A 19,343-nucleotide genomic window follows, 5' to 3' on the forward strand; every position below is an offset into this window, starting at 1 on the left:
CTGGTCAGCCGGTCAGCTGGTCAGCTGGTCAGCTGGTCAGCCCACGATGGGGGAGACGGCGACACAGCCGCCCGCCGTGAGCATGCCCTCCCCCTTCGCCTCCTTGATGACCTTGCCCTTGTACGTGATGGTGCAGGTGACGTCGGCGCCGCCCGCGTCCAGGGCCATCGGCATGACGGCCGGCGGCATGATGCCGCGCAGCTCGACGGTCTTCTTCCACGGCAGGGTCGGCGAGGTGACGGTCTCCAGCTTGGGCTCCATGGCCTCCCCGCCGCCCCCGTGGTACGTGATCTCGTCGACGCTCTTGCCGGTGACCTCGTACGTGACCTCGTACTTCTCGTCCACGGTCGTGTCGACCGCCTTGCCGACCGCTTCGTCCACCGACTCGGCCGAGCAGGCGCCGAGGCCGAGCACGAGACCGGCGATCGCGAGGGCGTGGGCAGCAGCGCGTACCGGGTGGCCGGTTCTGGCGGTACGTGCGGTGCGGATGGTGCGGTTCATCTTCGGATCCCCCCTGGATCGGGCCGGGCACGGATCCTTTCCGTACGCGGAGATCGCAGAGAAACGCAAGGGATTGGCAAAGTCAAATCCCGCTTGGATCGGCTGCTTCGCAGGTCGGAGGGGTTTGTCAGTGGTGCCCCCTACCGTCGGACGCATGCTGCTATCTCACGGGGGAGAACCCTCGCCCACCGCTGGACCGGTGGCGCGCTGGTCGGTGGAACAGGTGCTGGCACTGGCTCCTGACGGCACATCACGCAAGGCGGGCACCCGGCTCGGCGCGGCCGGCCCGTGGACGGGCACGGGCCGCGACGCGGCGGGCGCGGTATGGGGCCTGTGCAAGGGGAGCGGGAGCACGCCGTACCGCACGGTGGTCGACACCACCGGCCCGGCCTACTCCTGTAGTTGCCCGAGCCGGAAGTCCCCGTGCAAGCACGCGCTGGGGCTGCTGCTGCTCCGGGCGTCCGACGACGCCGCGTTCCGGCCTGGTGAGCCGGCCGACTGGGCCGCGGCGTGGCTCGGGGCCCGGCGCGGCCTCGCGGCGGAGAAGGGCGGGCCCGCCGCGGGCGGTGACACCACGCGGGGCCCCTCCGACCCCGCCGCTGCCAGAAAGCGGGCGGAGCGCCGTGCCGAGCGCGTCACGGGCGGGGCCCAGGAGCTGGAACAGCGCCTGGCCGACCTGCTGCGCGGCGGACTCGCCGCTACCGAGCGCTCGGGGTACGGCCTGTGGGAGGAGACCGCGGCCCGCATGGTCGACGCCCAGGCTCCAGGGCTCGCTGCCCGGGTGAGGGAGCTGGGCGCGATCACCGGGTCCGGTCCGGGCTGGCCGGTCCGCCTGCTGGAGGAGTGCGGCCTGCTCCATCTGCTGGACACGGCCTGGCTCGGCCGGGAGCGGCTGCCGGACCCGCTGGCCGCGACCGTGCGGACGAGAGTGGGACTGCCCGTGTCCGCCGAGGGCGCCCCGGTCCGTGACCACTGGCTGGTCCTCGCGCAGTACGACACCCCGGACGGCAAGATCGTCGCCCGGCGGACTTGGCTGTACGGACGGGAGTCGGGCCGCACGGCTCTGCTGCTCTCCTTCGGCGCGGCGGGCCGGCCCCCGGCTCAGGCGCTGCCGGTGGGCGCGACGATCGACGCCGAGCTGACGCCGTATCCGGGCGGCGGGCAGCTCCGTGCCGAGCTCGGGGAGCAGTTCGGGGCCATGGCCCCGGCCGGGCCCCCGCCGGGGATCGCCGCGGCAGCCGCGCCGGCCATCTACGGGGACGCCCTGCGGGACGACCCCTGGCTGGACGCCTGGCCGGTCACCCTGCGCGACGTCATACCCGTGCCGACCAAGGACGGCTGGCAGGTCGCGGACGCGGGCGCCGACTCCGCGCTACCGATCGCCCCGGCCGCGCTGTCCCGGCCGGGGCTGTGGAAGCTCGTCGCCCTGTCCGGCGGTGGCCCGGTCACCGTGTTCGGCGAGATCGGCCACCGCGGCTTCGACCCGTTCGCGGCCTGGGACCCGGACGAAGCTGAGGAGAACCGGCGCACCACGGGCGGCTCGATCGTCCAACTGGTCTGACCCGCGCGCCCGGCCGCCCCGGCCCGAGCGACACCCCACCCTGCCCGGCACACCCCGACGACCCGCCCCACCTGTCCACCGCACCCGACGACTTCGCCCCACCGCCCGGCAAACCCCCACGACCCGCCCCACCGGCCCACCGCCCGCGAACTCCGACCCGTCCCCCGGCTCGCTGCCCGCCGCCCCGCCCGGCCGCACCCCTCCCGCCGCCCCGATCCACCTGCCCGGCACACCCCGCGACCGCCCCACCCGTCCGCTCGCCCACCACCGCGAACTCCGGCGCCGCCGCCCCGGACCGTCGTCCCGGCTCGCCGCCCTTCCCCCGCCATCAGCCCGCCGTCCCAGTCCGACATCCGCGCACTTCCGCCGCTGGAGGGGAAAGATGCCTCGCTCGACCAGCCCCACTGCCACCCCCACCGCCCCCGCCGCCTCTGCCGCCTCTGCCGCCGATATCGCCGCTAGCACCGCCGCTTGTGCCTCCGTCGACTCCCTCCCCTGGGAGGAGCTCGTCACCTCGGCGCTCCTGGGCACCGACCGCCGCCCCCCGGCGCCACACGGCGGCCCCGTACCGGCCGATGCGCCCGCGGCCCTGCTGGACGCTGCCGCACTGCACACCGTGCGGCAGCGGGCCGGGCTGCTGCCGGCCGTGCCGGAGAACCGGCCCGGGCCCGCCGCACCGGATCCCCGCCCGGCGCTGCCCGAGGCCGCCCGGCACCGGCTCGCCCACCTGCTGGCCGACCGGGCCGCGCCCTCGGGCAGCGGGCGCCGCGGGGCAGTCCCCGACCTCACCGAGCTGATTCCGCAGTGGCTGGCCACCGCCAACCGGAAGGGTTTCCGTGCCCCGGCGGCCCTGTTGCCGCAGCTGCTGGACGCCGCCCGCGCCCGTACGGACCTGCGCCCGCAGGCGCTCGCGTTCGCCGGGCCGCGCGGCCTGTGGCTGGCCGGACTGAATCCCGACTGGAGGTTCGCCCTACGGGGCGCGGCGAGCGGTGCGCCCCACTCCGACATCAGAGACCAGGAAGCCGTGGCCCGGTTGTGGGAGGAGGGACTGTTCGCGGAGCGGGTCGCGCTGCTCGACGCCGTACGGGCGCAGGACCCGCCCGCGGCGCTCGCCCTGCTCGCCACCACCTGGCCGGCCGAACGGGCCGAGGACCGGCTGATGTTCCTGGACTCCCTGCGGTCCGGGCTCGGGGGCGACGACGAGCCGTTCCTGGAGCAGGCTCTCTCCGACCGCAGCCGCAATGTCCGCGCCACCGCCGCCGAACTGCTGTCCGCGCTGCCCGAGTCGGCGCTCGCCGGACGGATGGCGGCCCGCGCGATGTCCTGCGTGAACCCGGACCGCACCGGGGACACCGCCTCCATAGCCGTGGAGGCGCCGCACGAGTGCGACGCGGCGATGCAGCGCGACGGCGTCGCCGCGGTTCCGCCGACGGGCCGGGGCGAACGGTCGTGGTGGCTCGGCCAGTTGGTGGAGGCCACCCCGCTCGGCATCTGGGAGGAGCGGTTCGGCGGACGTACTGCCGAGGAGATCGTGGCCCTGCCCGTCGCCGACGGCTGGGCGGACGAGCTGCACGCCGCCTGGTGCCGGGCGGCCGTGCGTCAGCGGAATCCCCAGTGGGCCAGGGCCCTGCTCGGGCGCCCCTCGGCGCCCCCGGCGAGCGGACCCGGGGCGGCCTCGATCGCCGAGCGCTCGAAGCTCCTCGCGATCCTGGAGCAGGCCGAACGCGCGTCCTGGGTCGCCGAGTTCATCGCCGCGCACGGCCTCTCGGAGGCGTTCCAGCTGCTCGGGGTGTGCACGGTTCCCTGGGCCGGGCCGCTCGGGCGTGCGGTGGTCGACGCTCTCGACATCGCGCGGGACGGCGGGAGCTATCCCTGGAGTTTCAGCGGAGTGATGGGCCTCGCGGAACGCTGTCTGGATCCGGCCGAGGCCGACCGGCTGGAGGTCCTGACGGCCGCGCAGGACGAGCAGGAGGGGGCATCGCCGGGGGCGGGCGGCTACTGGTCGGAAGCCTTCCAGCGCCTGGTCTCCACGCTGCGGCTGCGCGCCGCGATGGAGGCGGAACTGATGTCCTGACGCGCGGGAGGGGGAACGGCGCGGAGCTGCCCGCCGCCGTAGGGGAAGGGAGCTGACCCGCCCACCGCCGTGACAGACGACGAAGAAGACGCGGGCACACACGCGGGCGACCACGAGACCGCGAGCACACACCCGGGCGGCGGCAACCGCGAGCACACACGGGCGGGCGGCCACGAGACCGCGAGCACACACCCGGGCTGCGGCGACCACGAGCACACACACGCCGGCGACCACGACCGCGGGCACCCACGCGGGCGAGGGCCGCATCGATGCCCCGGGACGGCGACGGAATCGCCGTCACCCGCGCGGGCCCCGTACGCAGCGGGCCCGCTCCGGGGCCGGTGTTCAGGCCTGTGCGGCCTGGCGGACGTTGGCGTTGACCCACGTGACGATCTCGGTCGTCGTCGCCCCCGGGGTGAACAGCTCCGCGACGCCCAGTTCCTTCAGCGGCGCGATGTCGTCCTCCGGGATGATCCCGCCGCCGAACACCTTGATGTCCTCCGCCTCCCGGGCCTTCAGCAACTCGATCACCTTGGCGAACAGCGTGTTGTGCGCCCCGGAGAGGATCGAGAGGCCGATGGCGTCGGCGTCCTCCTGGATCGCGGTGTCGACGATCTGCTCGGGCGTCTGGTGGAGCCCGGTGTAGATCACCTCCATACCGGCGTCCCGCAACGCCCGCGCGATGACTTTGGCCCCGCGGTCGTGGCCGTCGAGTCCCGGCTTGGCCACCACCACACGGATCGGACCGGTCACACCCATCACTGCCTCCACCTGGTCTCCCGCGCCTGAAGGGCCGGGGATGTGAACGAACGTTATCCACAGCATTCCGCAAGGCGCTGTTTCACGGCAGGCGGGGAGGGGGAAATCACATGTGGGACATGTTCGCCGGGCGCCATCGACCCGTACGTGACCGATCGGACACCCCTAGGGAAGCCGCCACGAGGTTGTCGTACCACCGCGCCGCCAGCCGCACGGCACGGTGGTACGGCCCCCGTACCCGCAGATCCGCGACCGACGCGGAGACGCGGAGACGCGGAGACACCCCATGAGGGCATACGGGGACGGGAGCCGCCTCCCCGTATGCCAGTGCAGGAGGCCGGCCGTGAAGCTCCTCCCTCTCCTCTCCCTGCTGCCCCGCCTGCCCGGCCCCCGACTGTCGGCCGCGCTCCTCGGCGCCACCGCGCTGGAGCTGGCCGTCCTCGCCGGGCACCTGATCGCCTACCCCTTCGGTCTCGCCCCGGAGCGCCGCCGGTCCCCCCGCCCGCCGAACCGGCCCGCGAGCACCGGCGCCGACGGCCCGGATCACAGCGGGACCCCGCCCGAGACCACCGCCCCGCCGGTCGCGGCCGCAACCGCGCCCCCCGTCGTCCTGCTGCACGGCTTCATCGACAACCGTTCCGTGTTCGTCGTCCTGCGGCGCGCGCTGACCGGGCACGGCCACCGCCACCTGGAAGCCCTCAATTACTCACCGCTGACCCGCGACATCCCCACCGCCGCCGAACTGCTCGGGCGGCATGTGGAGGAAATCTGCGAGCGCACCGGGCACAGCCGGGTCGACGTCGTCGGGCACAGCCTCGGCGGCCTGATCGCCCGCTATTACGTACAGCGACTCGGAGGTGACCGGCGGGTGCGCACCTTGGTGACGCTCGGAACCCCCCACGGGGGCACCGCCGTCGCCCCCGGGGCGGGCATTCACCCCATCGTGCGTCAGATGCGCGGCGGTTCCTCCGTGATCGAGGAGCTGCGCGCCCCCGCTCCCGGCTGCCGGACCCGGTTCGTGAGCTTCTGGAGCGAGTTGGACCAGGTGATGGTTCCGGTCGGAACAGCGTGCGTCGACCATCCGGATCTCGACGCGGTGAACGTACGCGTCACCGGCATCGGACACCTCGCGCTGCCCGTGCACCCGACGGTGGCCGCCGCGATCCGTGAGGCTCTTGAGGCACCGGAGGCCGGAGAGGACACCGCCACCGCTGCCGGATCCTCCACCGGGGCGACTTCCGCGGCCTGAAATAGAACATCAGTCGAACGTAGGACCAAGGCTGCGCCTGCCGTCCACCGAAAGACGGACGATTGCCCGTTTCCTGCGAACGCAAAACCTGTCGAAGATTGTCGTCCTCACATACCGCCGGGTACAGTCGCGGCCACTGCTTCCCCCTGGGACTCCCCTGACCGGGACCCAGAACAGTCCTGCTGCCGAGGCGAGAGAGAAGTTGGTGAACGACCAGCACCCCCACGCCGGGCCTGTCGGGTACGACGACCGATCGACCGGCAGCTTCGCCACCGACCCGCTCTTCGGCTCCCTTCCGGGCGGCCACGACACCGGCTACGACGCGGGTCCCCCCGCTGCCGGACACGGCGACACCACCTACGGCGCCGGCTATGACACGACGTACGCGACCGGCCTGCCGGACCACAGCGGCCAGTACGACTCCTCCGCGTGGAACACCGACACCGGCGCACAGCAGACGCCCGCCTACGACGGTTACTCCGCCCAGGAGCAGGCCCCGCAGCAGTGGGACACCTCCGGGGCCTGGCAACAGGTCGCCGAACAGAACCTGACCGGCCAGTGGGCGACGGCCGACACCGGCGCGTTCCCCACCACGGGCTTCCCCGCCGCCGCCCCGTACGGCACGGAGAACACGCAGGCCACGGAGGCCTACAGCACCGGGGTGTACGGGACGGACGCCTACGACACCGGTACGTACCCGGCCGGTACCGCGTACGGAGCCGACGGCGTCCACGGCGCCGACGCCTACGAGACCGGGTCGTACCCGACCGGCGCGTACGGCACGACGGCCGTCGCCGCCGACACCGGGACGTACGCCAGCACCGCCTTCACCACCGGCACGTTCGACGCGGGCACCCACGACACCGGTTCGCATGGCTTCGGCGCCTACGAAACCGGCGCTTACGGCACCGTTTCCTACGGCACGGGTACGTACGACACGGGCGCCTACGACGCGACGGCGTGGAACTCCGGCGCCACGCCCGGGGACACCGCGTATGAACCCGAACAGACGTCGCACCCGCTGTACGAACAGCAGCCGGCCGACGCGACGGCGCCCGGGGCGGCGGCCGAACCGGACGGTACGGCCGAGGAGCCGGAGACCGCCCACCACTCCACCGCCGAGTTCGCCGCCCTCGCACCGGACGCCGTGCCGGAGCCGGAAGCCGGGGACGACTTCCCCGCCACGCACTCCGTGAACCACACCGCCGTCCGACCCCCCGCCCCCCGCAACCGGGCCCGTCGGCGTACTCCCGCCAAGCGTTCCGCCCTGCTGACCGTCGCGGTGCCCTCCGCCTGCGTGATGAGCGTCGCGGGCATCGCCGCCGCCTCGGTCGGCGGGATGCCCGGCGGCGAGGAGAAGCCGGAGGAGACGACCACCTCGCTGGCGGTGGCCGACCCCAGCACGGTCAAACCGGTCGCCGCGAACAACCGGCTGGACAGCCAGCTGGAGCAGCTCTCCGAGGGCAGCGACGACTTCCGTGAGCGCGCGAGCCGCACCCAGGAGCGCATCGACCTGCGGGAACGGCAGGCGGCGGAGAAGAGGAAGCGCGCGGAGGATGCCGCACGCCGCGAGGCGCTGCGTCCCAAGTTCGTCCTGCCGGTCAAGCAGCACGGGCTCAGCGCCTACTACGGCCAGGCGGGCGTCAACTGGATGTCCGTGCACTCGGGCATCGACTTCCCCGTCTCGTACGGCACTCCGGTGATGGCCGCGACCGACGGCACCGTACGCACGCAGCTGAACAGCGCCTACGGGGTCATGGCGATCGTGACCGCCGCCGACGGCACCGAGACCTGGTACTGCCACCTCAGCAGCACCAAGATCCGCTCCGGCCCGGTGAAGGCCGGCGACGTCATCGCGTACGCCGGGAACTCGGGCAACTCCACCGGCCCGCACCTGCACTTCGAGGTCCGGCCCGGCGGCGGCTCGGCGATCGACCCGCTGGCGTGGCTGCGCAGCAAGGGCCTCGACCCTAGCTGATACGGCATCACGAGCACGGACAGACGGAAACAGACGGAAGCGGGAGAGAGTGCCTCGGCGCTCTCTCCCGCTGCCGTCTGTCCGGCTCTGCCCCGCCCGCCTACAGCTTCTCGACCGGCGCGTACCGCAGGAGCAGCTTCTTCGGACGTTCGTCGCCGAAGTCGACCGTCGCCTTGGCCTGGTCGCCGAAGCCCTCGACGGCCGTCACCGTGCCGAGCCCGAACTGGTCGTGCGTGACCCGGTCCCCGGCCACGAGGGTGACCGTCGGCTTCTCCGCGCCGCCGCGCCGGGTCGCGAAACCCGAGGGTCCGGAGCGGGAGCGGGAGGAGGACAGCGAGGACGTGATGCCGGAGGTGGGCCCCGCGGGGGCGGCCATCGGGCCCTTGCGCCGCCAGTCCAGGTGCGCTTCCGGGATCTCCTCCAGGAAGCGCGAGGGCGGGTTGTACGAGGGCTGGCCCCAGGCGCTGCGCATCGCGGCCCGGGTCAGGTAGAGCCGTTCGCGGGCGCGGGTGATGCCGACATACGCGAGGCGGCGCTCCTCCTCCAGCTCCTTGGTCTGGCCGAGGGCCCGCATGTGCGGGAAGACGCCGTCCTCCATGCCGGTGAGGAAGACGACCGGGAACTCCAGCCCCTTCGCGGTGTGCAGGGTCATCAGCGTGATGACGCCGGAGCCGTCCTCGTCCTCGTCGGGGATCTGGTCGGAGTCGGCGACGAGCGCGACCTTCTCCAGGAACTCCGCGAGCGTGCCCGCGCCCTCCTCCTCGGCGCGCTCCTGCTCGAATTCGAGGGCGACGGCGGCGAGTTCCTGGAGGTTCTCGATGCGGGTCTCGTCCTGCGGGTCGGTGGAGGCCTGGAGCTCGGCGAGATAGCCCGTGCGCTCCAGGACGGCTTCCAGCACGACGGCGGGGCCGGCGCCGGACTCGACGATCGTGCGCAGCTCCTCCATCAGCGTGTTGAAGCGCTTGACGGCGTTGGACGAGCGGGCGGCCATGCCGTACGCCTCGTCGACGCGGCGCAGTGCCTGGGGGAAGGAGATCTTCTCGCGCATCGACAGGGCGTCGATCATCGCTTCGGCGCGGTCGCCGATGCCGCGCTTGGGGACGTTGAGGATGCGGCGCAGCGGGACGGTGTCCTCGGGGTTGGCGAGGACCCGGAGGTAGGCCAGGACGTCCCGGACCTCCTTGCGCTCGTAGAAGCGCACACCGCCGACGACCTTGTAGGGCAGACCGACGCGGATGAAGATCTCTTCGAAGACACGGGACTGGGCGTTGGTCCGGTAGAAGACGGCGACGTCGCCCGCCTTGGCGTCGCCCGCGTCGGTGAGCCGGTCGATCTCGTCGGCGACGAACTGCGCCTCGTCGTGCTCGGTGTCGGCGACGTAGCCGGTGATGCGGGCGCCGCTGCCGGCGTTGGTCCAGAGGTTCTTGGGGCGGCGGCTCTCGTTGCGCTCGATGACGGCGTTGGCGGCGGAGAGGATCGTCTGCGTGGAGCGGTAGTTCTGCTCCAGGAGGATCGTCGTCGCGCTCGGGTAGTCCTCCTCGAACTGGAGGATGTTGCGGATGGTCGCGCCCCGGAAGGCGTAGATCGACTGGTCCGCGTCGCCCACCACGCACAGCTCGGCGGGGGCGTCGGCCTCCCCGGCCGGGCCGACCAGCTCCCGTACCAGCGTGTACTGGGCGTGGTTGGTGTCCTGGTACTCGTCGACGAGGACGTGGCGGAAGCGGCGGCGGTAGTGCTCGGCGACGTCCGGGAAGGCCTGGAGGAGGTGGACCGTGGTCATGATGATGTCGTCGAAGTCCAGGGCGTTGGCCTCGCGCAGGCGGGCCTGGTAGAGCGCGTACGCCTGGGCCAGGGTCTTCTCGAAACCTCCCCCATTCTCGGCTTCGCTCGAACGGGAGGTGCCCCCTCCGGCCTGCCCGGCGAAGGTCTCCTCGTCGATGAGCTCGTTCTTGAGGTTGGAGACCTTGGCGGTGAAGGACTTCGGCGGAAACTGCTTCGGGTCCAGGTCGAGGTCGCGGCAGACCAGGGCCATCAGGCGCTTGGAGTCGGCGGCGTCGTAGATCGAGAACGACGAGGTGAAGCCGAGCTTCTTCGACTCGCGGCGCAGGATGCGGACGCACGCGCTGTGGAAGGTCATGACCCACATGGCGTTGGCGCGGGGGCCGACGAGCTGCTCGACGCGCTCCTTCATCTCGCCCGCGGCCTTGTTGGTGAAGGTGATCGCGAGAATCTGCCCGGGGTGCGTCCCGCGCTCGGCCAGCAGGTGGGCGATGCGGTGGGTGAGGACCCGGGTCTTGCCGGAGCCGGCCCCGGCGACGATGAGCAGCGGGGACCCGGCGTGCACGACGGCGGCGCGCTGCTCGGTGTTCAGCCCGTCGAGCAGGGCGGCGGAGTCGATCACCGGGCGCGCGTGACCGTCCCGGTAGTACCCGTCCCGGGGCGGCGGGGGCGCGTCGTAGACGCCCTCGAAGAGTCCCTCCGGCACCGCTTCGGGCGCGTGGTCCTCGGGGGGCGGCGGGGGGCCGTCCTCCGCGGACTGGAGGCCGGTCAGGAAACTGTCGTCAAAGAGGCTGCTCATCGCCCCCCGAGTCTAGGCGGCCGGACTGACAAGCTACTGCCGAAGGTGAGAAGGCGGCGTCGGCACCGGGGAATCGCCCGCGCCTCACCCGTACGCACGGAGAGCGGACGTCGACGTTCCGTGAAGGAGTGCCCGGTCGGAGGGGGTGTCGGCCCCCCGATCCGGAAAGGTCACGAAAATGTATCGGGCATATCGCTCATCGTCCTTCCCAGCGGCGGGGCCGGTTGGCTAGCGTGCTCGGTCAGGTGGCCCGTACCTCCCTGGGGCGAACCACGCCCGACGGGCACCTCTGCCGAATCCGTCCCGCCGCCCTGGCGGTGCGGAACCGGGGACCCACACGCGACACCGGGGTGAATCGGTCCGTGCCCTCGCATGCGGACCGTAGGACAGCCTTCCGTTCCGTCCGAACCCGACAGCTAACCCGGTAGGCGGTCCACGGAAGGAGATGCCGGTCTTGGCATCGCATCGCAAGCCGCGCACGAAGGTGCGCACCACCACCCCCGCCGTCGGGCTGACGACGGCCGCGCTGGCCTCCGTGACGCTGCTCTCCACGCAGAGCGCCACGGCCGCGCCGGCTGAGCCGAAGCCCGCCATCGAGGAAGTGCAGAAGAAGGTCGACGCCCTGTACCGGCAGGCGGGCGCCGCGACCCAGGAGTACAACCGGGCCAAGGCCGCCTCCGCGTCCCAGCAGGCGAAGGTCGACACGCTGCTCTCCGACGTGGCGAAGCGGGCCGAGAAGATCAACGAGGCGCGCCGGGCGCTGGGCTCCTACGCGGCGGCCCAGTACCGCAACGGGGGCATCGCGCCGGCGGCGACGTTCTTCCTGGCGGACAACCCGCAGGGGTACTTCGACCAGAGCCGGCTGATGGACCGGGCGACGGAGCGGCAGCAGAAGGCCGTCGCCGAGGTCCGTACGCAGCAGGCCTCGGCGGCGAAGAAGCGCGCGGAGGCGGTGAAGAGCCTGGAGACCCTCACCGAGACGCAGGCCACGCTCGCCTCCAGCAAGAAGGACGTGCAGACCAAACTCACCGAGGCCCGGAGCCTGCTGTCGAGGCTGACCGCCGAGGAGAAGGCGCGGCTGGCGGAGCTGGAGCGCAAGAAGGAGGCCGAGGCGAAGGAGAAGGCGGCGAGGCTGGCCGCCCGGCAGGCCGCCGAGGCGAAGGAGAAGGCCGAGGCCGAGGAGAAGGCCCGCGAGGAGGCGGCGAAGGAGTCCGGCGGCGGTTCGGGCACGGGATCCGGCTCCGGCTCCGGTTCCGGTTCCGGTTCCGGTACGGGAACGGGAACGGGAACGGATCCGGGCTCCGGCTCCGGCACCGGTACGGACAGCGGTTACGCCGCCAAGGCGGAGAAGGTCCTGGCCTTCGCCCGCGCCCAGATCGGGAAGCCGTACGTATGGGGCGCGTCGGGCCCCTCCAGTTACGACTGCTCGGGGCTGACGCAGGCGGCGTGGCGGGAGGCGGGCGTGACCCTGCCCCGGACTACCTGGGACCAGGTGGAGGTCGGGACGCGGGTCGCCACGTCCGATCTGATCCCCGGAGACCTGGTCTTCTTCTACGACGACATCAGCCACGTCGGCATCTACAAGGGCGACGGGATGATGATCCACGCCCCGAAGCCGGGTGCGAACGTGCGCGAGGAGTCGATCTACTCCATGCCGATCTACGGAAGCGTGCGACCGGCGTGACGCGTGCCGGGGGCGGCCCTTGGGCGGCCGCCCCCGGGGAGACTCAGGTCCAGACCGTGGCGATGAAGATGTTGGCGGCCGTCAGTCCGCCGACCGCGGCGAACGCGCCCTTGTCCACCGTCTCGTCGTCCCGCTTGACGTAGACGAGGGCGAGGATCACGACCAGCAGCGCGAGCTTGATGCCGATCTTGACGTTGTTCACGGTCTGGTCGTCGGCCTGGTTGAGCCCGACCAGGGCGATACCGGTGACGAGCATGGTCAGCGCGCCGTGCAGCATGGCGGGGGTGAAGCGGGCGGTGCCCGCTCCCATGGCCTTCATCTGCGTCAGGAAGCCACCCAGCAGGGAGGCGATGCCGATGATGTGCAGGGCGACGAAGACATTGATGAGTACGTCCATGGCTCCGGAGCCTAGCCAGGGCCAAGGATGTGCCTTTCAGTGAGGCCCCCCTTCCTTGTGCGCTTCCTCCGAAATTGAATGCATTGCCCTGATATATGGGCGTATGAGTGATCACCCATGGCCGATGAAACGTCACATCAGGGCAATAGCAGTCATGCCGACTCTTTTCCCGGCACCGGGATTAGCGTCCTTCACGGACCCGCCGGTATTCCCCCGGCGGACAGCCGACAGGAAGGATGCCGCCCCCGTGGCAGCGCACCGCAGGTCAGCTCACCGAAAACCCAAGCAGCGCCCGCTCACCGGCTCTGCTGCCCGCACCGCCGCCACCCTGGCGCTCGCCGGGGCCGCCACCGCGGGGTCGGTCACCGGGGCGGGCGCGGCCCCCGCCGAACCGGCCCCCACCGCCTCGCAGGTCAAGGCGGAGATCGACCGGCTGTACCACGACGCCGAGGTCGCCACCGAGAAGTACAACGGGGCGAAGGAAGAGGCGGCCACCGCCACCCGCGCCGTCGACGCCCTGGCCGACGAGGCCGCCCGTCGCACCGCCCGCCTCAACACCGCCCGGCACGCCCTGGGTTCGCTGGCCACCGCGCAGTACCGCGGCGGAACCCTGGACCCGGCCCTGCAACTGGCGCTCTCCTCCGACCCCGACGCCTTCCTGCAACGCGCCTCCTACCTCGACCGGGCGGGCGACCGGCAGAGTGGGCTCCTGCGCGGCATCCGGCGACAGGTCTCCCAGATCACCCGCGTCAAGGCCCGCGCCGACCAGGAGACCGAGCGCCTCGCCGCCCGCCGCGCCGAGCTGCGCGAACACCGCACCGCGATCCGCACCAAGCTGGCCGACGCCCGCAGGCTGCTGGACACCCTGACCGCCGACGAACGCGCCGCCCATGAGCGCTCCGCCGACGCCCGGCACGGCGGCGGCCCGGCCCACGCCGACCGCTCGTCCGTCCGCAGCGGTCCGGTGGCGGCCCCCGGCTCCCGCGCCGCCCAGGCCATCGACTTCGCGTACGGCGCGATCGGCAAGCCGTACGTCTGGGGCGCGACGGGCCCGAACGCCTTCGACTGCTCGGGCCTGACCCAGGCGGCCTGGAAGGCGGCGGGCGTGAGCCTGCCGCGCACCACCTACACCCAGATCAACGCCGGATCCCGGGTCCCCCGCTCCGAACTGGCCCCCGGTGACCTGGTCTTCTTCTACTCCGGAATCAGCCATGTCGGCCTCTACATCGGCGGCGGCCAAATGATTCACGCCCCGCGCCCCGGAGCACCGGTCCGCATCGCGCCCGTCGATGAAATGCCTTTCGCCGGAGCGACCCGGGTGGCATAGTCCGCCGCGCACGTCCCGCTCTCCCGCCGAAGGAATCCCCGTATGACGTCGATGGCGACCGCCGTCCAGGACTATGCCCGGGCGCTCGCGCTGCTCTCCCCCGACCACTACCGGGTGGGCCCGTTCACCGTCCGGCACAACCCGGGCTGGGAACTGAAGTACGCCAACTACGCCATCCCCGACCGGGAGGCGGAACCCACGGCGGACGACGTGGCGGCCCTGGTCGACGCGTTCGGGAAGCACGAACGGCTTCCCCGCCTGGAGTTCCTGCCCGCCTGGGCCCCGGCCGTCGAACCGGCCCTGCTCGCGGCCGGTTTCACCGTGGAGAACCGCGCCCCGCTGCTCGCCTGCGGCCGCGAGGACCTCCGGCCGCCGAAGCCGGTCGACGGCCTCCGTATCGGCACACCGGCCACCGAGGCAGAGTTCACCGAGGCCGCCCGCGTCCAGCACCACGGCTTCGGCGGAGAGGGCGAGCCCGATCCGGGGGCGACCGACTGGCTGCGCGCGGCCGCCACCGGCGACGGGGTCGCCGCACTGGCCGTGCTCGACGGCGCACCGGCCGGCGTCGGCGGCTGCTCGGCCGCGATCGACGGCCTGAGCGAGCTGGCCGGGCTCGCCGTCGCCGCTCCCTTCCGTCGTCGGGGCGTCGGGGCTGCGCTCTCGGCCTGGCTGACGGAACGGGCCTTCGCCCAGGGCTGCCGGACGGTCTGGCTGGAGCCCGGCGACCCCGGCGTCGAGCGGGTCTACGCGAGCATCGGCTACCGCCGGATCGGCGAGAAGGTCAACATCTCGCTGGAGCCGGCCGACGGGTGAGCAGCGGTCTCAGACCAGCCGCCGAGCCGTCGCCCACCGGGTCAGCTCGTGCCGGTTGGAGAGCTGGAGCTTCCTGAGGACCGCCGAGACGTGCGACTCGACCGTCTTCACCGAGATGAACAGCTGCTTGGCGATCTCCTTGTAGGCGTAGCCGCGGGCGATCAGCCGCAGCACCTCGCGCTCGCGCTGGGTGAGGCGGTCCATGTCCTCGTCGACCGGCGGGGCGTCCGTGGAGGCGAAGGCGTCCAGGACGAAGCCGGCCAGGCGGGGCGAGAAGACCGCGTCGCCCTCCTGGACCCGGAAGACCGAGTTCACCAGGTCGGTGCCGGTGATCGTCTTGGTGACGTAGCCGCGCGCACCGCCGCGGATGACGCCGATGACGTCCTCCGCGGCGTCCGAGACGGACAGCGCGAGGAAGCGGACCGGGTTCTCGGCCGTGCCCATCATGGGGGCGCAGCGTCGGAGCACCTCGACGCCGCCGCCGCCCGGGAGGTGGACGTCGAGGAGGACCACCTCGGGGCGGGTCGCCGTGATGACGGTGACCGCCTGGTCGACGTCGGCGGCCTCGCCGACCACCTCGACGCCGGTCTCCTCCGTGCGGCCGATCTCGGCCTGCACCCCGGTGCGGAACATCCGGTGGTCGTCGACGAGCACGACCCGTACCCGTCGCTCCGGGCCCCCGGTGGCTTCGGTGTTCTCGGTCATTCGCTCGCCCTCTCCATCTCCAGCTCGACCTCGGTGCCCCCGCCGGGCACCGAACGCAGCCGGGCGCTGCCGCCGTTGCGCTGCATCCGGCCGATGATTGATTCTCGTACGCCCATCCTGTCCCCGGGAACCTCGTCGAGGTCGAATCCCGGGCCCCGGTCCCGTACGGAGACGAAGACCGTGCGGCCCTCGACCTCCGCGAAGACCTGGACGGCGCCGCCCTCGCCACCGTACTTGGCGGCGTTGACCATCGCCTCGCGCGCTGCCTGCATCTGTGCGGTCAGCTTGTCGTCGAGGGGGCAGTCGCCGACCACGACGACCTCCAGCGGGACGCCGTGCTTGTCCTCGACCTCGGCGGCGGCCCGTTTGACCGCCTCCGCCAGGGTCTCCGGCTCGTCGTCCTCGTCCTTGCCGGTGCCCTCGGGGTTGTAGAGCCAGTTGCGCAGCTCGCGCTCCTGGGCGCGGGCGAGGCGTCTGACCTCGCCGCCGTCGTCGGCGTTGCGCTGGATCAGGGTGAGGGTGTGCAGCACGGAGTCGTGGACGTGGGCGGCGACCTCGGCCCGCTCCTGGGCGCGGATGCGCATCAGGCGCTCCTCGGAGAGGTCCTGTGTCATCCGCACCAGGTAGGGGCCGGCGAGCAGGGCGATGCCGGTGAGGACGGCGATGGCCGCGGTGAGCACGTTGCCGAGCTGGGCGGCCGAGCCGCGCACCACCATGAACACGGCGAGGCCGAGGCCGACGAGGGCCACCCCGGCGAGGCCGCGGGCCAGGTGCAGCAGCTTGCGGTTGCGGCCGGTCTCCATCCAGCGGGCGCGGCGGGCGTTGTCCGCCTGCCGCCAGACCAGGACGGAGCCCGCGCCGATCAGGAGGGTGGGCCAGATGTAGCGGTCGGCCTCGCTGCCCATGTCGACGTTGACGACGAACGCGACGGCCCCGATGGTCAGGGCGACCAGCGCGAAGACCTGGCCCCTGTCCGGTTTACGGAGCTTGCGGCGGCCGTCCGCCGACGTCTCGAACACGGAGCGCGGGGCGTCGACGCCGCCGACGCCGAGCGGCACGACGATCCAGAACACCGCGTAGAGCACCGCGCCGAGGCCGTCGGTGAAGAACAGCCCGAGGAAGAGGAACCGCACCCAGGCGACGGGCAGCCCGAGGTGTCCGGCGAGCCCGCGCGCCACGCCGCCGAGCAGCCGGCCGTCGGCGCTGCGGTAGAGCTTGCGCGGTGCGGGCTCCTCCGGGTCGGCGGTGACGGAGCTGGCGGCTCGGGCGGTGGCGGCTGGCATACCCCGATCGTCACACGTGCGGACGCTGGGCGGCATCAGGGTCGGCCCCCGAAGTGACCCTGATGCTGTCCCCAGCGCACGCCTGACGACAGCTCCCCTCCCCCGCTCGGCCCTGTCGTCGAACTCCCGTCGTCGCCCGGAGGGCGGCCCTGCGGGGTCAGGTGCGTGCTCTCGGCGTGCCGGGCTCACGTCCGCGTACTGGACGTACTCGGGCGTGTGCCCGGTGCGGCGAGAGTGCGTGCATGGCGCCGCGGGGCAGACGGGAGTTCGACGACAGGGCCTAGGCCCGGCGCGTGCGCCCCGGCCCCTCAGGGGCGTACGCGGGCAATATCAGGGACCGGCCAGGGTCGGAGCGGGTCCCGGCGGGCGGTCCGGACCGTCACCATGGAGGCATGACCGCTCCCTCGGACGCCGCTCCCGGCGTCGCGCCCCCCGAAGCGCCGAAGCCGACGCTGCGGCGCACCCCGCGACAGAAGGTGGTCGCCGGGGTGTGCGGCGGACTCGGCCGGTACTGCGACGTGGATCCGGTGATCTTCCGGATCGTGCTCGGTGTGCTGTCGGCGACCGGAGGCATCGGTCTGATCTTCTACGGCTTCGCCTGGCTGCTGCTCCCCGCGGACGGCGACGACGAGAACGAGGCGCGCAAACTTCTGTCGGGGCGGGTCGACGGGGCGTCCCTGGTGGCGCTGCTGCTGGCGCTGATCGGCTGCGGGCTGTTCCTGTCGATGCTGCACAACCGGAGCATGCTGGCGTTCGCCGCGCTGCTGACGCTGGCCGTCGTCGGCTTCTCCGTGTGGACGCAGAACCGGCGGGCGGCGGCGGCTCCGGAGGACCCGGCGGCCACGTCCGGCGCGTCGGCGGCCCCGCCCGGTCCCGTACACACGGGCGGGCTCGGCACGCCGCCGCCGGAGGTGAAGGCCCCGCCGACACCGGGCAGTCCGTCGTGGTGGCGGGACCCGATCGTCAAGGACGGCACCACGGGGCCGGCCGGCCCCGGCTATCTGTGGGGTCCGCCGGACACCGAGGTGGGCGCGGCGCACGCCGGGGCGAAGGCCGGGCGCCCCACGCCGGACGCCCCGTTCCTGAGGCCGCAGCCGTCGCCCGTGGAGCGCGGGCCGCGTTCCATCGGCGGTCCGGTCTTCCTGACGGCGCTGGTGGCGGGCGGTCTGGGCACCGGGCTGAGCTGGGAGCAGCAGCCGCTGGGCACCGCTCTCCAGATCGGCCTGGTCGCCGCTCTCGCCGTCTTCGGGCTCGGCCTGCTCATCGCCTCGTGGCTGGGGCGGACCGGTTTCGGCACGGTCCTGATGGCGGTGGTCACGGCGGGTCTGCTGGCGGGCGCGGCGGTGCTGCCGAAGGACATCGACACCTCGTGGGCGCGTCAGGAGTGGCGGCCGGCCTCGGTGGCCGCCGTGCAGCCGCGGTACGAGCTGAGTACGGGCGACGCCCGGCTGGACCTGTCCGGACTGAAGGTGGCCAAGGGCGAGACCGTGCGCACGGGGCTCGACGTGGCGGCGGGGCGGGCGGCCGTCGTCGTCCCGGAGAACGTGACGGTGAAGGTGCGCGCCGAGGCGGGTCTCGGGGAGATCCGGCTGGAGGAGGGGCAGCGGGTCCGGGTCCGGATCAACAGCGACGAGGCGAAGCGGCGGACGCTGCCGCCGCCCGCGGGCACGAAGCCCGGCGGAACGATCGAACTGGTGCTGGAAGTCGGCATCGGACAGGTGGAGGTCACCCGTGCTGCGTCATGAATTCCGGCCCGGCCGCGCGGTGGCGGGCCTGGCGATGCTGGGCCTCGCCGGCGGGTACGCGGCCGACGCCGCCGGGGCCTGGGAGGTCCCGTGGACGTTCTTCCTGCCGCTGTTCCTCGGCGGGCTGTGGCTGGCCGCGACCGTGACGTGGGCCGCCTACATGCTGCGGCGGCGCGAGGCGAGGAAGGCGTCGGCGGAGAACACGGTGGCGCCCGCGAGTACCAGCGGCAGCCACGCCATCAGATAGGGCAGGTCGTTGCCGTAGTAGTACGGGGTGGCCTGCCAGCTCACGGTCAGCCAGAGGCTCAGCGAGATCAGCGCGCCGCCGAGCGCCGCGAGCCGGGCCCAGAGCCCGACGAGGGTGCCGAGTCCGACGAGGAGTTCCCCGATCGCGATGGCGTAACCGAAGCCCTCGGGGCTCTTCAGCGCCAGGTCGACGAGGGCGGGGATCGCGGAGGAGTCGCGCACCCCGCGCATCATCTCGCCGATGGAGCCGGTGCCGGTCGCGGAGAGGAACGCGCTGTCCGTGAGCTTGTCGAGGCCCGCGTACACGAAGGTGACGCCGAGGAAGACGCGCAGCGGCAGCAGGGCGTACGTGCCGGCCTGCTCCCTCAGTGTCCTGCGCTCGCCCAGACCGTACGATCCGCCGCCGTAACCGTTCATCACCGCTGCCCTGCTTCCCGAGATCC

The 19,343-nt window shown here is 72.7% G+C and carries 16 protein-coding genes and 1 riboswitch; of the genes, 9 read left to right on the forward strand and 7 right to left on the reverse strand.

Annotation, left to right across the window (positions count from 1 at the left end; all coding sequences use genetic code 11):
• Nucleotides 1-36 precede the first annotated feature (36 nt).
• Complete coding sequence (locus tag ACH4KB_RS27400) at nucleotides 37-501, reverse strand: hypothetical protein (protein WP_398068554.1); 465 nt, start codon at nucleotides 499-501, stop codon at nucleotides 37-39.
• A 154-nt stretch (nucleotides 502-655) separates the two neighbouring features.
• Between ACH4KB_RS27400 and ACH4KB_RS27405 the strand changes: the two genes are divergently transcribed.
• Entirely contained in the window at nucleotides 656-2,062 is a 1,407-nt protein-coding gene (locus ACH4KB_RS27405) for an SWIM zinc finger family protein (RefSeq protein ID WP_398068555.1), read from the forward strand.
• Nucleotides 2,063-2,444: 382 nt separating this feature from the next.
• On the forward strand, nucleotides 2,445-4,136 hold the full coding sequence (locus tag ACH4KB_RS27410) for a DUF5691 domain-containing protein (RefSeq protein ID WP_398068556.1): 1,692 nt from the start codon (nucleotides 2,445-2,447) through the stop codon (nucleotides 4,134-4,136).
• A gap of 345 nt (nucleotides 4,137-4,481) precedes the next feature.
• Here the strand turns inward: ACH4KB_RS27410 and ACH4KB_RS27415 are convergent, their stop codons facing one another.
• A complete protein-coding gene (locus ACH4KB_RS27415; protein ID WP_003966859.1) occupies nucleotides 4,482-4,895 on the reverse strand; it encodes a cobalamin B12-binding domain-containing protein in 414 nt (137 codons plus the stop codon).
• 343 nt (nucleotides 4,896-5,238) lie between these two features.
• On the opposite strand from ACH4KB_RS27415, the gene ACH4KB_RS27420 reads away from it, so the two are divergent.
• Together ACH4KB_RS27420 and ACH4KB_RS27425 are read left to right on the forward strand one after the other, a co-directional pair.
• On the forward strand, nucleotides 5,239-6,144 hold the full coding sequence (locus ACH4KB_RS27420; protein ID WP_398068557.1) for a lipase family alpha/beta hydrolase: 906 nt from the start codon (nucleotides 5,239-5,241) through the stop codon (nucleotides 6,142-6,144).
• 205 nt (nucleotides 6,145-6,349) lie between these two features.
• Nucleotides 6,350-8,122, forward strand: a complete 1,773-nt coding sequence (locus tag ACH4KB_RS27425; protein ID WP_398068558.1) for a peptidoglycan DD-metalloendopeptidase family protein — start codon at nucleotides 6,350-6,352, stop codon at nucleotides 8,120-8,122.
• 100 nt (nucleotides 8,123-8,222) lie between these two features.
• On the opposite strand, the gene pcrA is transcribed toward ACH4KB_RS27425, so the two are convergent.
• On the reverse strand, nucleotides 8,223-10,700 hold the full coding sequence (gene pcrA, locus ACH4KB_RS27430) for a DNA helicase PcrA (protein WP_398068559.1): 2,478 nt from the start codon (nucleotides 10,698-10,700) through the stop codon (nucleotides 8,223-8,225).
• Between the two features lie 280 nt (nucleotides 10,701-10,980).
• A riboswitch (cyclic di-AMP (ydaO/yuaA leader) is annotated at nucleotides 10,981-11,147 on the forward strand.
• Between pcrA and ACH4KB_RS27435 the strand changes: the two genes are divergently transcribed.
• Nucleotides 11,146-12,384 (forward strand): NlpC/P60 family protein, encoded by a 1,239-nt coding sequence (locus ACH4KB_RS27435; RefSeq protein WP_398068560.1) that lies wholly within the window; start codon nucleotides 11,146-11,148, stop codon nucleotides 12,382-12,384. It overlaps the preceding riboswitch by 2 nt.
• A gap of 43 nt (nucleotides 12,385-12,427) precedes the next feature.
• Here ACH4KB_RS27435 and ACH4KB_RS27440 read toward each other — a convergent pair whose 3' ends face one another.
• On the reverse strand, nucleotides 12,428-12,781 hold the full coding sequence (locus ACH4KB_RS27440) for a hypothetical protein (protein WP_003966864.1): 354 nt from the start codon (nucleotides 12,779-12,781) through the stop codon (nucleotides 12,428-12,430).
• Nucleotides 12,782-13,028: 247 nt separating this feature from the next.
• Between ACH4KB_RS27440 and ACH4KB_RS27445 the strand changes: the two genes are divergently transcribed.
• Entirely contained in the window at nucleotides 13,029-14,108 is a 1,080-nt protein-coding gene (locus ACH4KB_RS27445) for an NlpC/P60 family protein (protein ID WP_398068561.1), read from the forward strand.
• A gap of 42 nt (nucleotides 14,109-14,150) precedes the next feature.
• Nucleotides 14,151-14,921 carry a GNAT family N-acetyltransferase gene (locus tag ACH4KB_RS27450; protein WP_398068562.1) on the forward strand — a complete coding sequence of 257 codons (771 nt, stop codon included), beginning with the start codon at nucleotides 14,151-14,153 and terminating at the stop codon, nucleotides 14,919-14,921.
• 9 nt (nucleotides 14,922-14,930) lie between these two features.
• Here ACH4KB_RS27450 and ACH4KB_RS27455 read toward each other — a convergent pair whose 3' ends face one another.
• Both ACH4KB_RS27455 and ACH4KB_RS27460 read right to left on the reverse strand, forming a co-directional pair.
• Nucleotides 14,931-15,626 carry a LuxR C-terminal-related transcriptional regulator gene (locus tag ACH4KB_RS27455; RefSeq protein ID WP_398068563.1) on the reverse strand — a complete coding sequence of 232 codons (696 nt, stop codon included), beginning with the start codon at nucleotides 15,624-15,626 and terminating at the stop codon, nucleotides 14,931-14,933.
• A complete protein-coding gene (locus ACH4KB_RS27460) occupies nucleotides 15,623-16,909 on the reverse strand; it encodes a PspC domain-containing protein (RefSeq protein ID WP_398068564.1) in 1,287 nt (428 codons plus the stop codon). Before ACH4KB_RS27460 ends, ACH4KB_RS27455 begins: the two co-directional genes overlap by 4 nt.
• Before the next feature lie 392 nt (nucleotides 16,910-17,301).
• Between ACH4KB_RS27460 and ACH4KB_RS27465 the strand changes: the two genes are divergently transcribed.
• Together ACH4KB_RS27465 and ACH4KB_RS27470 are read left to right on the forward strand one after the other, a co-directional pair.
• Entirely contained in the window at nucleotides 17,302-18,654 is a 1,353-nt protein-coding gene (locus ACH4KB_RS27465) for a PspC domain-containing protein (protein WP_398068565.1), read from the forward strand.
• Nucleotides 18,641-18,901, forward strand: coding sequence for a hypothetical protein (locus tag ACH4KB_RS27470; RefSeq protein ID WP_361873470.1), 261 nt, complete (start codon nucleotides 18,641-18,643; stop codon nucleotides 18,899-18,901). Before ACH4KB_RS27465 ends, ACH4KB_RS27470 begins: the two co-directional genes overlap by 14 nt.
• On the opposite strand, the gene ACH4KB_RS27475 is transcribed toward ACH4KB_RS27470, so the two are convergent.
• Complete coding sequence (locus ACH4KB_RS27475) at nucleotides 18,811-19,317, reverse strand: DoxX family protein (RefSeq protein ID WP_398068566.1); 507 nt, start codon at nucleotides 19,315-19,317, stop codon at nucleotides 18,811-18,813. The genes ACH4KB_RS27470 and ACH4KB_RS27475 overlap by 91 nt on opposite strands.
• Nucleotides 19,318-19,343: the final 26 nt, after the last annotated feature.

The organism is Streptomyces sp. NPDC017520 (assembly GCF_044329855.1).
Classification (GTDB): Bacteria; Actinomycetota; Actinomycetes; order Streptomycetales; family Streptomycetaceae; genus Streptomyces.